Annotated in this window: 15 protein-coding genes; 8 read left to right on the top strand and 7 right to left on the bottom strand. The window is 61.8% G+C overall.

Translation table 11 applies throughout. From position 1 onward, the window contains the following. Nucleotides 1-9 precede the first annotated feature (9 nt). On the bottom strand, nucleotides 10-1,536 hold the full coding sequence (locus QRN54_RS20010) for an aldehyde dehydrogenase family protein (protein ID WP_285182935.1): 1,527 nt from the start codon (nucleotides 1,534-1,536) through the stop codon (nucleotides 10-12). A 127-nt stretch (nucleotides 1,537-1,663) separates the two neighbouring features. Here QRN54_RS20010 and QRN54_RS20015 point away from each other — a divergent pair, with 127 nt between their 5' ends. Continuing rightward, entirely contained in the window at nucleotides 1,664-2,806 is a 1,143-nt protein-coding gene (locus QRN54_RS20015; RefSeq protein ID WP_007730792.1) for an acyl-CoA dehydrogenase family protein, read from the top strand. Between the two features lie 9 nt (nucleotides 2,807-2,815). Continuing rightward, nucleotides 2,816-3,508 carry a GntR family transcriptional regulator gene (locus tag QRN54_RS20020; protein ID WP_003942905.1) on the top strand — a complete coding sequence of 231 codons (693 nt, stop codon included), beginning with the start codon at nucleotides 2,816-2,818 and terminating at the stop codon, nucleotides 3,506-3,508. 10 nt (nucleotides 3,509-3,518) lie between these two features. On the opposite strand, the gene QRN54_RS20025 is transcribed toward QRN54_RS20020, so the two are convergent. Beyond that, a complete protein-coding gene (locus QRN54_RS20025; protein WP_030536050.1) occupies nucleotides 3,519-4,139 on the bottom strand; it encodes a TetR/AcrR family transcriptional regulator in 621 nt (206 codons plus the stop codon). Nucleotides 4,140-4,255: 116 nt separating this feature from the next. Between QRN54_RS20025 and QRN54_RS20030 the strand changes: the two genes are divergently transcribed. The 3 genes from QRN54_RS20030 (at nucleotide 4,256) to QRN54_RS20040 (ending at nucleotide 7,610) form a co-directional block, all read left to right on the top strand. Then, nucleotides 4,256-5,125, top strand: a complete 870-nt coding sequence (locus tag QRN54_RS20030; protein ID WP_285182958.1) for an oxygenase MpaB family protein — start codon at nucleotides 4,256-4,258, stop codon at nucleotides 5,123-5,125. Nucleotides 5,126-5,229: 104 nt separating this feature from the next. Continuing rightward, the gene (locus QRN54_RS20035; RefSeq protein ID WP_285182936.1) at nucleotides 5,230-6,369 is read left to right on the top strand and encodes a serine hydrolase domain-containing protein; all 1,140 of its coding nucleotides are present in this window, start codon (nucleotides 5,230-5,232) and stop codon (nucleotides 6,367-6,369) included. A gap of 146 nt (nucleotides 6,370-6,515) precedes the next feature. Further along, nucleotides 6,516-7,610 (top strand): GGDEF domain-containing protein, encoded by a 1,095-nt coding sequence (locus QRN54_RS20040; RefSeq protein ID WP_083056378.1) that lies wholly within the window; start codon nucleotides 6,516-6,518, stop codon nucleotides 7,608-7,610. 9 nt (nucleotides 7,611-7,619) lie between these two features. Here QRN54_RS20040 and QRN54_RS20045 read toward each other — a convergent pair whose 3' ends face one another. Next, entirely contained in the window at nucleotides 7,620-7,832 is a 213-nt protein-coding gene (locus tag QRN54_RS20045; RefSeq protein WP_007730800.1) for a helix-hairpin-helix domain-containing protein, read from the bottom strand. Between the two features lie 32 nt (nucleotides 7,833-7,864). Continuing rightward, a complete protein-coding gene (locus tag QRN54_RS20050; protein WP_064074995.1) occupies nucleotides 7,865-9,295 on the bottom strand; it encodes an MFS transporter in 1,431 nt (476 codons plus the stop codon). A 63-nt stretch (nucleotides 9,296-9,358) separates the two neighbouring features. Here QRN54_RS20050 and soxR point away from each other — a divergent pair, with 63 nt between their 5' ends. Then, nucleotides 9,359-9,799 carry a redox-sensitive transcriptional activator SoxR gene (gene soxR, locus QRN54_RS20055; RefSeq protein ID WP_003943238.1) on the top strand — a complete coding sequence of 147 codons (441 nt, stop codon included), beginning with the start codon at nucleotides 9,359-9,361 and terminating at the stop codon, nucleotides 9,797-9,799. A gap of 12 nt (nucleotides 9,800-9,811) precedes the next feature. On the opposite strand, the gene QRN54_RS20060 is transcribed toward soxR, so the two are convergent. The 3 genes from QRN54_RS20060 to QRN54_RS20070 form a co-directional block, all read right to left on the bottom strand. Beyond that, nucleotides 9,812-10,618 (bottom strand): ABC transporter ATP-binding protein, encoded by an 807-nt coding sequence (locus QRN54_RS20060; RefSeq protein ID WP_003943111.1) that lies wholly within the window; start codon nucleotides 10,616-10,618, stop codon nucleotides 9,812-9,814. A 15-nt stretch (nucleotides 10,619-10,633) separates the two neighbouring features. Next, nucleotides 10,634-11,338 (bottom strand): FadR/GntR family transcriptional regulator, encoded by a 705-nt coding sequence (locus QRN54_RS20065; protein WP_285182937.1) that lies wholly within the window; start codon nucleotides 11,336-11,338, stop codon nucleotides 10,634-10,636. A 102-nt stretch (nucleotides 11,339-11,440) separates the two neighbouring features. After that, nucleotides 11,441-12,001, bottom strand: a complete 561-nt coding sequence (locus QRN54_RS20070) for a TetR/AcrR family transcriptional regulator (protein WP_003943195.1) — start codon at nucleotides 11,999-12,001, stop codon at nucleotides 11,441-11,443. Nucleotides 12,002-12,158: 157 nt separating this feature from the next. Here QRN54_RS20070 and QRN54_RS20075 point away from each other — a divergent pair, with 157 nt between their 5' ends. Next, complete coding sequence (locus QRN54_RS20075; RefSeq protein WP_030536044.1) at nucleotides 12,159-13,130, top strand: phosphotriesterase family protein; 972 nt, start codon at nucleotides 12,159-12,161, stop codon at nucleotides 13,128-13,130. A gap of 3 nt (nucleotides 13,131-13,133) precedes the next feature. Further along, entirely contained in the window at nucleotides 13,134-14,789 is a 1,656-nt protein-coding gene (locus tag QRN54_RS20080) for an AMP-binding protein (protein ID WP_285182938.1), read from the top strand. The last annotated feature ends 70 nt before the right edge of the window (nucleotides 14,790-14,859 follow it).

A 14,859-nucleotide genomic window follows, 5' to 3' on the forward strand; every position in this document is an offset into this window, starting at 1 on the left:
CCTGATCTCTCAGGACTTCGCGTGGCGTTTTGCCAGCATCCAACGTGAGATCTTCATGTCCCTGGCTTTTCGCTCGATGGTCAGCAGGTCCAGTGGAGCGCTGAACTTCTGAACGGCCAGTGATTTCACACTGCTGAACTCACGCAGCCCATCGGCTCCGTGGATACGGCCGAATCCGGAATCGCCGACCCCGCCGAACGGCAGGGCGGCGATTCCGGCGAAACCGAGAACCGAATTGACCGTGACGACACCGCAGTCGAGCTTCTCGGCAATTGCTCGGCCCTTCGACGAACTCTTGGTGAACACCGAGGCGCCCAAGCCGTACTTCGACGCATTGGCGCGTTCGATCCCCTCGTTCATGTCGGCGACCTTGTTCACCACGACGCTCGGGCCGAACGTCTCCTCGGTGATCGCCGTGGAATCCTCCGGAACATTCGTCAGGATGATCGGATCGATGAACGGACCGTTGAACGAATCAAGTCCGCCGAGTACAGCTTTCGCGCCGCGACTGAGAGCGTCTTCGATCTGGCCCCGGACTATCGCAGTCTGCTTTCCCAGCGTCATCGGCCCGTAGGTCGAGCTGTCGGTGGCGCCGGCGTGGGCGTCCCGAAGCGCGGCGGTGAGCTTGGACAGGAAGGCGTCGTACACGGGCGCTGCGACGTAGATTCGTTCGACGCCGGCACAGGTTTGTCCGCCGTTGCCCACTGCCCCGAATGCCGCGAAGCTCACGGCCGCATCGAGGTTGGCATCGGAGTCCACCAGCATGGCGTCCTTGCCACCGCATTCGGCGACCAGGGGAGTGAGGGTGTCCGCGCAGGCGGCCATTACGCGCTTTGCGGTAGCGGTCGAACCGGTGAATGCGATCTTGTCGACGCCGGACGAACACAGAAGTGCTCCGGTTTTGCCGTCGCCGGTAATGGTCTGCAGGACAGGGTGTCCGGGTGCCGCGATGTCCCACAGCCGGGCCAATTCGACGCCGACGCCTGGTGAGAGTTCGCTCGGTTTGAACACGACGGCGTTACCGGCGGCCAGTGCGTAGCCGATCGACCCCATCGGTGTGTACAGCGGATAGTTCCAGGGGCCGATCACGCCGACGACGCCCATCGGCCGGTAGCCAACGGATGCAGACTGGTTGGCGCTGATCAGTCCTGCACCGACGCGTCTGCGGCGCAACACTTTCTGTGCGTTGCGTGCCGCCCAGTCGAGATGTTCGACGGCCAGCATGACTTCGAGTAGTGCGTCGTCGCTGGGTTTTCCGGTCTCGGCGGAAATGATCGCCGCCATCGATTCGGCGTGAGTGGCGATCGCGGCGCGGAAATTGCCGAGCACCTTCCGGCGGCCTTGGAATCCGAGTTGATCCCACCACTTCGACGCCGTGCGTGCTGCGGCGACCGCTTTCTCGATCTCTCGCTGGTCAGCAATGGGGTGCTGCGCGACCACGGAATCGTTGCGAGGGTCGAGGCTCGCGAAAGTGTGATCGTCCGATCTCGGATCTGTCGACGTGGACGTGCTCTGGCGGCCGAGCTGTTCTGTCATGTTCTTCAGATCCTCCACATGTCGGTGCATCACATATATGTGATGTGATTTACTGTGCTGGTAGTCACAGTATGCGTCGGACCGAGCTCCGACAAGCCTCCAGCCTCATCTCACTCGGGAGTTTTCGATGTACATGGATTTCACGCAGGAGCAGTCTGATTTCGCCAAGTCGGTAGCGTCGTTCTGCAAGAAGGAAAGTGGTACCCGTGAGCAGCGAGACCTGCTGACCGATCATGGCGCCCATAACCACAACCAGGCGTTCTACGAGAAGATGGCGGAATTGGGATGGCTCGGGCTGACTGTCCCGGAGGAATACGGCGGATCCGCCGGAAGCACGGTCGACCTGTGCATCTTTCTGGAGGAAGCCGCCAAGGGCATGGCGCCGATCGGTGGACTCGGCCCGACCGTCATCACCGGGGCTGCATACGAGAAGTTCGGCAGTCCGGCCCAGAAGGAGGCAGTGCTCGGCGGGATCGTCCGTGGCGCGTCTCAGTCGATCTCGATGTCCGAACCCGAAGCGGGCTCCGACGTGGGAAATCTGAGTTGCCGCGCCGAGAAGGTCGACGGTGGGTGGCTGATCAACGGCCAGAAGACGTGGTGTTCCAACGCGCACTTCGCCGAGAACATCCTTCTGGTGGCTCGCACATCCCGAGGTGAAGGCAAGCATGAGGGCCTGACGATGTTCCATGTCCCGGCCGACATCTCCGGATTGAAGATCAGTGGAATCGACACCATGGGCGGCAAGGAGGTCAACGATCTCTACTTCACCGACACATTCCTGCCCGAGGACGCGGTGGTTGGGGAAGTCGGCAACGGCTGGCGTCAACTCATGGCCGGACTCAACATCGAACGCCTCATCCTCGCGGCGATGATGCTCGGGACCGCGCAGCGCGCTTTCGACGACACCCTCGAATTCGTCACCACGCGTAAGCAGTTCGGCCGTCCGGTCGGATCGTTTCAGGCGCTTCGCCATCGGATCGCGGATCTCGCCACGGAGATCGAATGCGGCCGTCTGCTGGTCTACAGCGTGGCCAGGATGGTCGACGCCAACCCGACCAAGATGTTCCCGCGGGAAGCGTCGATGGCCAAGCTCAAGCTGACCGAGACCGCCAAGAAGGTCGCGCTCGAGGGGATGCAGATGATGGGTGGGTACGGTTACGCGACTGAGTTCGACATGGAGCACCATGTGCGAAAGACTCTTGTGTCCTCCATTTATGGTGGTACCAACGAGATTCAGCGAGACATCATCGGCAAAACGTACGGACTGTGAGGATCGGTTGTGGCAACGTCTGCACGCACTCGGAGAGCGACATCTGAGCTGAGGAGACGGCCACAGTTGTCGGAGGACGTGGCCAACCACGTTCGCAACCTGATCATGTCCGGCTCGGTCCGTCCGGGCGAGTTCGTCAGGCTGGACGAAACCGCGGCCGACCTCGGGGTCAGCGTCACGCCGGTGCGAGAAGCCCTCGTCGCATTACGCGGCGAGGGGATGGTCGAGTTGGTTCCGCATCGCGGCTATCTCGTCTCGCCCCTCAGTCGCCAGGACATCGAAGACATCTTCTGGTTGCAGGGGCAGATCGCGGTCAAGCTGGCGTTGCGGGCGATGGACAGCATCACCGCTGATCAACTCGCGGAACTCACGGAACTCAATGCCGATTTGCGAGCGGCGGTCGACGCTTCGGATGCAGCTGCGATCGAGCAGTGCGAATTCGAGTTCCATCGCCTGATCAATCGCGCTGCGGGTGGTGCGAAGTTGGCATGGTTCCTGTTCGGCGCGATTCGGTACACCCCTGCTCGTCTCTACGCGACGGATCCAGGCTGGGGTGAGCTTGCGGTATCGAGCCACGATGCTTTGATCGCGGCGTTCGAGAAGCACGATCGAGAACAGGTGGACGCGCAGATGAGTCTGCAGTTCTCCGACGGCGCTGCTCGACTTCTCGCTCACCTCGACAACATCGGGATCTGGGACTGAATGCAGGAGCTCAAGACGGCGGCAGGGCGGGTGCGAGCAGGATCGCCGCACATTCGGCGACCAGTTCTTCTTCCGTCACGTCGATGTACCCGTCGAGCCATGCACTGAGGGTCTGCGCCAGGCCGCCGACCAGGAACGTGGCCGTCAGGGTCAGATGACCGCTGTCGTTCAATCGGTAGAAGGTCTTCGCGTTGGCGGCCAGGAGACCGATGAATATCGTCGTCGACGCTTGGCGTTTCTCGGCCAGGACAGGGCTCGTCAGGGCGCTGGAGAACAGTAGACGTCCGCGACGGGGATCGTTCGCGATAGTGCGGACGATGTTCGCGATTCCAGCGAGCGCCTTGCCGCGTTCGGTCTCGGCGGCGTCCACTGCAGCCTGGGTTGAAACGGCGATGTCCGTGATGACGGTGTCGTAGACGGCCGACATCAGAGCATCACGATCGGTGAAGCTCTCGTAGAAGTACCGCGCCGCGACACCGGCCTTCTTGCACACTCCGCGGACCGTCAGTTCGGGCTCGGCGGAGCCCATGAGTTCCAGACCGGCCTCGATCAGCGCACCCCGTCGTTGGGCTACGCGGAGCGCGCCGTCGACGCCACCGTACGAACGCGGTTGGTCATTCATGAAGACCATCTTTGCATCCAGAGATTGCTTGACATCTCGGCATTTCGGCGTTTCACTCATCTGAGAACATGCGTTCGCAGATATCGACTCGAAGGGGTTCTGCCATGACGGTGAGTAGGGATTCGATGGACGAGCGCGAGGAAGCGGTGGCAGGCGGCATCGGAGCGGTCGGCGTCCAGGCGGTCGACATCGACGCCGAGGTTGAAAAGGCGATGTCCGGGCTCGGACTGTTGGCCGCAGGCGCCAACGTCATCATGCAGTTGGCGCGCCCGGCGGTGGGGTACGGCGTGTATGAGAGCAAGGTCGAGACGGGTCGGTTGGATCGGCATCCGGTGAAGCGAACCCGGACGACGCTGACGTATCTCGCCGTCGCAAGCCTGGCGACGGACGAAGAAAAGAAGCTGTACCGACGCGCAGTCAACGGCTCTCACAAGCACGTTCGCTCCGATGAGAACAGCGCGGTCGAATACAACGCGTTCGATCCCGAACTGCAGTTGTGGGTAGCCGCCTGCCTGTACCGAGGCTTCGAGGACGTCTACAAAATCTTGTACGGGGATCTCGATCCGGTCACCCGGGATGCGTTCTATCAGCGCAGCGCCACGTTCGGTACAACCCTTCAGATGCGACGCGACATGTGGCCGGTGGACCGGGATGCGTTCGAGGTCTACTGGAACGAGAACCTCGACAAGGTGGCGATCGACGAGACGATTCGTGAGCATCTCTACGGGATCGCGTCGGCGACCTTCACTCCGAAGTTGTTGCATCCCGTGGTCGGTCCGCTCAACCGATTTGTCACCACCGGGTTCCTGCCCCAAGCCTTTCGTGACGAAATGCGGCTCCCGTGGTCAGTGCGTCAGCAGCGTAACTTCGACCGATCCATGCGCGTCGCCGCGCTGGTCAATCGGTTCAGTCCGAAGATTCTGCGGATGTTTCCCTACAACTTCTATCTCTGGGATCTGCGTCGGCGCATCGCCAAGGGAATCCCGTTGGTTTGAGCCGACTCTGGCACTTGAAGTGATTGACACCACAGGTGAATCGGACACATACTCGACATAGTTGAAGTTGACGTCAAGTTTCATCATTCCTGTGGAGGCTGTCAGTGGCGAACATCGAAGGCGTATGTGACCAGCGATTCTCTGGCTTGAAGGAGGCGCTGGCACGCAATCTCGATTCCGGCGAGGACGTCGGGGCGGCGATCGCACTGACGATCGACGGCGAATCCGTCGTCGACATGTGGGGCGGTTGGGTCGACGTCGAGCACACTGCTCCTTGGTCTCGCGACACCGTTACCAATGTCTGGTCCTGCAGCAAGACCGTGACCGCACTGGCCGCGCTCATGCTCGTCGACCGCGGGTTGCTTGATCTCGACGCCCCGGTCGAGCAGTACTGGCCGGAATTCGCAGCAGCGGGCAAGGACCGAATTCGGGTCCGGCAACTGTTGTCGCACACCTCGGGTGTGTCGGGGTGGGATCAACCGTTCACCCTCGAGAACATTTGCGACGACGAATATGCCACCGCCCGGTTGGCGACGCAGGCTCCGTGGTGGGAACCGGGTACGGCATCCGGATACCACGCCCTCAACTACGGCCACCTGATCGGCGAGGTCGTCAGGCGCATCGACGGACGAACCCTCGGTAGCTTCATCGACGAGGAAATCGCCGGCCCGCTCGACGCTGATTTCCGCCTGGGCTTGCCGAAGTCGGAATACGGGCGAGTCTCGAATGTGATTGCGCCACCGCCTTTGCCGATCGACATCGCGGCACTCGGGATGGACAACATCATGGTGAAGACATTCACCGCGCCGCCCGCTGACGCTACAGGTTCGTGGACCGACGGGTGGCGCGCCGCCGAGATCGGTGCGGCCAACGGTCATTCGAATGCGAGGGCACTCGCAAGGATCCAATCGGTGATCGCGTGCGGTGGCAAGGTCGGTGACGTTCGCTTGCTGTCGGAGGAAACGATCGACAAGATCTTCGAGGAGCAGTCGTACGGGGTCGACCTCGTCCTCGGCGTGCCGGTTCGCTTCGGTGTCGGATTCGGATTGCCGACGCCCGAGTCCGTCCCGTTCATTCCGGAGGGGCGAATCTGCTTCTGGGGAGGTTGGGGTGGCTCGCAGATCATCATCGACACCGAGAAGCGCATGACGTTCTCGTACGTGATGAACAAGATGGGGCCGGGTCTGCTCGGTTCCGAGAGATCGGCGCAGTACGTATCGGCGGCCTACGACGCTTTGAGTTGATCGACCGATTCAAATCCGGCAGAACGGTTTTGTCTGTCGCCGCTGACTATGCTGCCGGATATGCCAGTGTGCTCCGGGGGGAAATCAGCGAGTCCGTTTCGTCGAAGTACGCCCAAAAGTTGCGGAGCTGCATCGGCTGATCGGCGATGAACGGTTTGGTCGACGTCGTCATGCGCTGGTGGCAGTTGCCGGACCAGTTCCACAGTTTCAGCAGGTACCTCCAGGACCGCGGGTTCTTGACTTCCTGCCGGGCGCTGGTCGGCGGAACAGCATTCTGGATGGGGCTGGTGTTGCTGTCGGCGCGATTCAGTGACGTCGGTCCGCAAGGTACGTTCTGGCGAGCGGTCAATCTGGCGGTCATCGCGCTGTGCCTCGGCGCGGCCCTGATCTGGTGGCTGTTTCCGCCTACGCCGCTGTGGTCGTACACCTTTGTCGTGGGTTCCGACGTCGCGATTGCGGCGGCGGCCGCAACCGACTCGGAACCGCTGGGACGACTCATCGCGTGCGTCGTTTTCGCGTCGATCGGCGGCTACATCGCGTTCTTCCACAATCCGAAACTCCAAGTCGGTCACTTGGTCTTCGCCTCGACCGTCACGGTGCTTTCGGGGTGGACTTTGTTGTTCGGGCCAGCAGCGGACGTCGGCTTGGGACTGGCGAAGATCTCGGTTGTGCTGGCTACGATCATCGTGATTCCTGTTGTGTCACAGATTGTTCTGGCGGTCCTGGGTTCGGATGCCACTACCTCCGACATCGACCCGTTGACCGGACTGCTCAACCGTCGCGGATTGGCGCGTCGGGTGAACGACTTGATGGGCGCTCCGGTCACCGAAGCGGATGCACTGCTCGTAGTGGTGATCGACCTCGATCGCTTCAAGACGATCAACGACGTTCACGGCCATGACGTAGGAGACAGCACGATCATGCGAACTGCACTGCGCATCCGTTTGTGGACAACCCAGTCCGCCTTGACTGCTCGTATGGGCGGTGACGAGTTCGTCGTGGTCGAACGGGTACCGGTCAGCGTGATCTCCAGGCTGGAAGGACAGATCCGCTCCGCGATGGACGGAGCGAACGATGACCCTCCGACGAGCGCGAGCATCGGAATGGCGATCCGCACCGCGCCCCGGAATCCGGGTGAGTCCGTCGACGCTGCTTTTGCCGAACTCTTCCGCGTCGCGGACTCGGTGATGTACGAAGCGAAGCGCGAAGGTGGCAACCAGGTGCGGGCGAGCTTGGTCTGATGTGAGAGCTCAGTCGGCGAAGCTCAGACCACGTTCGGCGAGTGCTTCGCGCAGAATCCTCAAGGCCTTCGGTCCCATCCCGTGCAAAGCGCCGAGTTCCTTCTCGGACACGGACGTCAGCTGCGCGAGATGGGTGTAACCCGCTGCGATCAGCGCGCGCTGTGCGGGAGCTCCCGTCTTCGGGAAGTCGGTTTCCACTGTGCCCGGATCCGGTTCTGTCACTGGCCAACTCCTCCGTGTGGGTTTCTCACAGTTTAGCGAGCGTCGTGAACGATTTCGGGGCTGCCGATTTTGTCGGGCGTTCGCGGAAGTGCGCGAGCTGCCACGGCAATGCCGATGATCGAGACAGCGGCGAAGGTGAAGAGAAGCAATTGCGCAGAACGAAGCGTCGACGGTTCGCCGATGTTGACCAGCACTCCGGCCAGGGCTGCACCGAAAGCATTGGCGATCAGCTGAACGGTGTTGATGGCAGCCGAGGCACGCGCACCTTCTCCGGGATCGGTGACCGAGGTCATCGCCCCGACTGCAAGATGAGGCCAGGCGATGCCGATTCCGACGCCGGCGAACAGCAGTCCGATCACCCACGCGACCATCGCACCGGCGCCGGCGTGTTCGGTGAGAAATGCTGCCATGATGCCCAACCCGATCGCGACGAGGATCGGACCGCTGACAACGATTCGTCGCACGATACGAGGGGTCGTGGCCGAGGCGCTCGGGATTTCGCCGAGAGTCCAGCCGAGAGCGAGTGCGGCCCCGAGGAATCCGGCCGCGAGCGGCGCCAGGCCGGCAAGTCGTTGCCCGAAGAGTGGAATGAACGTCTCGACGGTCGACGCGACAGCGAGGACGACGATGGTCAGGTACACCCATTTGAGGGACGACGCGTTGAACGTCGACGGCGGTAGTACGCCGTGGCGCGAGCGACGGTCAGCGGCGACAAAAGCGATCAGTAGCAGCACAGCGGCGAGAACCATTGCGGCGGTCACGGCGAGGTTGGACAGAATGCCGGCAACGCTGACCAGCAAAGCTGCCGCAGTCAGCAATGCCAGCGAGAGGACCGGCACCGGGCTACTGGTGGTGCTGCCCGGTTCATGTGCCGGTAGCGCGCTGGGGACGAGAGCGGCGACTGCGATCGTCGCGATGGCCAGGACGCCGAAAGCCCATCGCCAGGCTCCGAACTGAGCAAAGACACCGCCGATTGCAGGGCCGGCGAAGGTGCCGACTCCCCACATCGCCGAAACCAGCGCGGCCCCGCGAGTCCACAGATGTCTGGGGAGCGCGGCATTGATGACGGCGTAACCGAGACCGGCCAGCAGGCCACCGCCCGAACCCTGGATCGTGCGGCCGACCAACAGCAATTCCATCGTCGGGCTGACCGCACAGACAACGGTGCCGAGCGCGAAGATCGCGAGGCCGATCAGGTAGGCCCCGCGCGGTCCCCTGGCAGCGAGGACGTTGGTGACCAACATCGAAGAGATGACGGAAGCAATGAGGAAGACCGTCGCGGTCCAGGCGTAGTACTGCTGACCGCCGATGTCGTCGATGGCAGTCGGAAGCAGGCTGGTCGTCAGGTAGACGTTGGTCGCGTACAGCGCAACGCCGCCTGCGAGGACGGTAGCGGTGCCGAGGTATCGACCGCTCAGGAGCTGCCGCCAGGTTCCGGTGGGAGCATCGGTGGGGGAGTGCATGTTGTCGAAGGTAGAATCTCAAGTGCGCTTCAGGTCAATGTCGCGCAGCCATTGGGAGGCAGAATGATCCGTAAGAGTGACGAACTTCTCTCGATCGGCGAGGTATCGGAGCGCACTGGCGTCGCCGTGTCGGCTGTGCGCTACTACGAAACACTCGGTCTGGTTCCTGCGGAGCGGACGGCAGGAAATATGAGGAAGTTCCCGCGGCACTCGATCCGGCGGGTGTCGCTGATCCAGTTGGCAGTCAGATTCGGGATACCCCTGGCCGAAGTTGCCGAAGTATTCGGATCGTTGCCGCAGGGGCGAACTCCGACGAAGAAGGACTGGCGCAAGATTTCCACGGAGTGGAATCAGCGCCTCGAGGATCGCAAGCAGGCCATCAACCGGATGCAGGACGAACTGACGGGCTGTATCGGCTGCGGGTGTCTGTCACTGAAAACATGCAACCTGCTCAACCCTGGAGACGAACTGGGCCGGGAGGGACCCGGCGCCAGACGTCTCTGAAACTACTGTCGGTCACACTCTTTCGCGTGGCCGCGACTGAGCATTCCACCGACCACCACGACGCTCGATCTCGATGGGATGCGAGAAGCACTCGCTGATGTTCTGGGTGGTGATCACATCCTCGGCGAGGCCGCTGGCGGTCACGACGCCGTCCTTGATCAGAAGAGCATGTGTGGTGGTGCTGGGGATCTCCTCGATGTGGTGCGTCACGAGGATGCTGGCAAGTGACGGGTTCTGATTGCGGAGGTCGTCCAGTGCCGTCAAGAGTTGTTCGCGTGCAGCAAGATCGAGCCCGGTCGCCGGTTCGTCGAGCAGAAGCAGGCGCGGTTCGACCATGAGTGCGCGGGCGATCAGGGCTCGTCCCCGTTCGCCTTGGGACAAGTTGGGCCACAGTGCGTCCGAACGCGGACTCATTCCGAGTAGATCGATCAGTGCGTCGGCGTGAGCCTCTTGCTCCGGCGTCGGTGACCAGCGCGGCATCACCTCGGTGGTGTTGGTGAGGCCGGTGATCACGACGTTGCGGACGGTGATCGGAATTCCGATCGTGTGACGAGGGTTCACGTGCCCGATGTCCATCCGCAGTTCCCTCATGTCGACGCGGCCCAACTTGTGGCCGAGGACGTAAACGGAACCGCGAGTCGGGTGGGCGGTTGCTCCGAGCAGGCTCAGAAGCGTGCTCTTGCCCGCGCCGTTCGCGCCGAGGAGGACCCAGTGTTGTCCGGGTTCGATCGAAATGTTGATGTCTTTCAACAAGTATCGGCCGTCGCGGACGAGATCCACGTGTTCGGTCGACAGAACTGTGCCGGTGGGGTGTTGCACGAGAACTAACCTCTCTTAGGCGTCGAGCACACGCAGTCGTCGTAGGACGGTGTCGATGTTTGCTCGAGTTGCCGCTACCGCGGCTTCTGGGTCGGCGTCTTGAAGGGCCTCGACCAACTGATCATGGGCATGTGAGGTGTCGGGGACGCCGGCCTCGTGGGCCATCATCTCGACGAGGGATTCACGAAGGAGTGGACGCACCGACGTGAAAAGCGAGAGCAGAACTGCGTTTCCGGACAGCCGAACGACTTCGGTGTGGAAGTCGAGGTCGACGTCGACGAACTTCTCGACATCACCCTCGAAATGACTGTGTCGCATGGTCAGTCGACGCCGCAGGCCGTCGAGGTCCTCAGGTTGTACCCGCTCCGCGGCCAGTCTGGCGGCCTCGATCTCGAGTGCGCGACGGACTTCGAAGACCTCGAGGATCCTCGAGCGTCGAAGAAGTTTGGTGAATTCGTCGACGTGCTCGAGTTCGGACACGGCAGCCACGAAGGTTCCGACGCCGTGTCGGACTTCGAGTAGTCCGTCGCGAGCGAGGAGGCGGATTGCCTCGCGAATCGAGGAACGCCCGACGCCGAGTTCGACGGCGAGGGCCGCCTCGCTCGGTATGCGCTCGGACGGCGCCCACGTTCCATGCATGATTCGCCCGCGCAGCAACTGTTCGAGTTGCGGTACCAGCGGACCACTGCGAAGTGTGAATCCTGTGTGGTCGTCGGACACGGCTTGCCTCTCGGGTGGGTACCGAAAGAGTAACAACTCATCAGACGTCTGAGGACTCGGGTGGCCGGTGTGTCGCCGTAGTGTTCACGCGGTCGAAGCGTGTCAGTTGCGGGTGACGCCGAGGAGCAGTGCGATCAGGTCGAGAGCCGTCTCGATCTCGGCCTTTTCTCGGCCGAGCAGGGGGGCGTAGAGGTGTACGTCGCAGATGCGAACGAGGGCTTCGCCCAGCACTTGCGGCGAGAGCGTGATCGTCAGTTGGCCGGCGTCGACCTGGGACTGCAAGATTTCGGCGGTGATGGAGGCGGAGATCGATTCGATGGAGCCGGGCATCATCGCGAGTTTGATGAACACCATCGGTTCGCGTTTGGTCAGCGCGCGCAGTTCTGTCGACGATTCCACCGATCGCATAACGCGGCCGAAGACGTCGAGAATGTACTCCGGACCTTGCCCCGACGCCTGTGACATCGCCTTTCGGTATGTCCGTTCGGTGGCCTCGGCCAGCACTGTTCCGAGCAGTTCGTCGCGGTTGCCGACCCAGCGGTACAGCGTCGCGCGGCCTACGCCGAGACGTTCGGCGAGCAGTGACATGTCGAGTGGTTCCTCCGCGAGGTACATGCTCGCGGCGGTGTCGATCGCGCGTCGGCGTTCGAGGTCGGTAGGCATCGGGACATTCTCTCCGGTTGTCCGGTACTGCACAATTTCGGCCGTTGAAAAATGGTGAGCCTCGGGGGATCGAGCCTATTGACGAACCTGGCCACGTGAGACACACTAGCTCATTGTCTCATGTTAGTGATGGCGATCACAGTCAGGGGTTCGATCGATGAGTTCAGTACAAACCGTTCGTGGGCCGGTGGATACAGCCGATCTGGGAAAGGTGTTGATGCACGAGCATGTCTTCGTTCTGGGTGAGGAGTTGCGCCAGAACTACCCCGACTACCCCGAACCCTGGGACGAGGAAGTACGGGTAGCGGACGCGGTGGCAAAGCTGACCGAGGTGAAGTCCCGCGGAATCAGCACGATCGTCGATCCCACGGTGATCGGCCTCGGCCGGTACATTCCGCGCATCGTCCGGATCAACGAGCAGGTCGATCTCAACATCATCGTTGCTACCGGCATCTACACCTACAACGACATTCCCTTCCAATTCCATTACACCGGACCGGGATTGCTGTTCGACGGCCCCGAGCCGATGGTCGAACTGTTCGTCAAGGACATCAGGGAAGGAATCGCCGGAACCGGTGTCCGAGCCTCCTTCCTGAAGTGCGCCATCGAGGAGCCGGGCCTTACCCCCGGCGTCGAGCGGGTCATGCGCGCGGTCGGACAGTCGCAGGTGGAAACGGGAGTGCCGATCACCGTGCACACCAATCCGCACACTGAATCCGGGCTGGTCGCGCAGAAGGTTCTGGCCGAAGAGGGTGCGGATCTGACCAAGGTGGTCATCGGTCACTCCGGCGACACCACCGATCTCGACTATCTGTGTGCGCTGGCCGATGCCGGTTCGCTACTGGGGATGGACCGTTTTGGTCTCGAACCGTTCCTGTCGTTCGAGGATCGTGTCAACACGGTGGTGGAGATGGCCCGTCGCGGTTACGCGGAGAAGATGGTTCTGGCACATGACGCGTCGTGTTTCATCGACTACTTCCCCAGTGCTGCAAGAGAAGCGGCACTTCCGAACTGGAACTACACCCACATCAGTGATGATGTCATTCCGGCGCTGCTCGAACGTGGTGTCACCGAAGACCAGGTCAAGGCGATGCTGGTGGACAACCCACGTCGGTACTTCGAGAGCTGAGATATGACCAACGTGTACGAGAGCAAGCCCTGGCTCGCCAATTACGACGCCGACACTCCGCCGAACGTAGACATCGAGCACGTCGACGCCCTCGCGATGTTCCGTGCTTCGCTGGAGCGCGATCGCACTGCCCCGATCATCAGGTACTTCGACAGGACCGTCAGCTTTGCCGAGCTCGACGAGATGTCGGATGCGCTTGCCGTAGCCCTCGCCAAGGATGGAATCGGGTTCGCAGACAGAGTTTCCTTTGTCCTGCAGAATGTTCCGCAGTTCGTGATCGCGACAGTCGCGGTCTGGAAGCTCGGTGCCGTCGTCGTTCCGGTCAATCCGATGTACCGCGACCGTGAGCTGTCCACCGTACTGGCCGACAGCGGAGCGGCGGCAGTCATCTGTCTCGAGTCCTCGGCCGAGACCGTGGCGACTGCGTCCGAGGGCACCGCAGTGAGACGGGTGATCACCACGTCGCAACTGGATTTTCAGTCGCGCGACGATGAACGGATCTTCGGTTCGGCGTCCAGGATTCGGCACGATGGATTTCCGGATCTACTGGAATTGATCGAGGCTCATCGAGGGCAGAAGCCCGAGGAGGTCGATCTGTCCCCGGAAGACCTTGCCTACCTTCCCTATACGTCAGGGACAACCGGCCCGCCGAAGGGGTCGATGAACTCGCACTCAAATGTCGTGTTCGCAGCGCAGATCTATCGGGACTGGCTGGGGTTGCGCCCCGGCGGCGCGATGTTTGCGGTGGCGCCACTGTTCCATATCACCGGGTTGATCGGGCACGTCGCGGCTCCACTCCTGGCCGGCGCGCCCACGATTCTGACCTGCCGATTCCATCCCATCGTTGCAGCGGAGTCAATTTCGGAGCATCGGGCTACCGCGATCATCGGAGCGATCACGGTATTCATCGCGTGGACGGACAGCGCCGCAGTCTCGAAGGAATCTTTGAGCTCTCTCGAGTCGGTGTATTCAGGTGGCGCGCCGATCCCGCACGCGGCGTTGGAAGCGTTCCGGGCGAAGTTCGGTCACTACATTCACAACGGCTACGGGCTGACCGAGACGAACAGCCCGGCAATCGTGGTGCCGAATTCGCGTGAAGCGCCGGTAGATCCGGCGTCGGGGGCCGTTGCTGTCGGCGTACCGGTATCGAATACGTACGCCGAGGTGGTGGACGAGAACGACAAGCCGGTACAGGTCGGGGAGTACGGCGAGATCGTGGTCTCCGGTCCCCAGGTTGCACTCGGATACTGGAACAAGCCGGACGAGACCGCACATGCCATGCCGGACGGGCGTTTTCACACCGGCGACATCGGATTCATGGACGGCGACGGTTGGTTTTACATCGTCGACCGGATGAAGGATCAGATAAATGCGTCGGGCTTCAAAGTGTGGCCACGCGAAGTGGAAGATGTTCTCTACGAACACCCCGCCGTACGAGAGGCTGCTGTCGTCGGTGTCATGGATCCGTATCGCGGCGAAACCGTGAAGGCCTTCGTGTCTTTCAAGGACGGTGCCGAGGCGACCACCGAGGATCTGGTCGAGTTCTGCAAGGAAAGGCTTGCAGCATACAAGTATCCACGCATCGTCGAGGTCATGAATGACCTCCCGAAAACAGTGAGCGGCAAGATTCTTCGTCGTGAACTGCGGGTACCGAACTAGATCTGCCTGACAAACGAATTGCCGGCCGCCGACAAGGTGAGCCGGCCATTCGTCGTGGTGGCTGACGAGC

Source organism: Rhodococcus sp. MEB032 (genome assembly GCF_030208925.1).
Taxonomy (GTDB): domain Bacteria; phylum Actinomycetota; class Actinomycetes; order Mycobacteriales; family Mycobacteriaceae; genus Rhodococcus_F; species Rhodococcus_F qingshengii.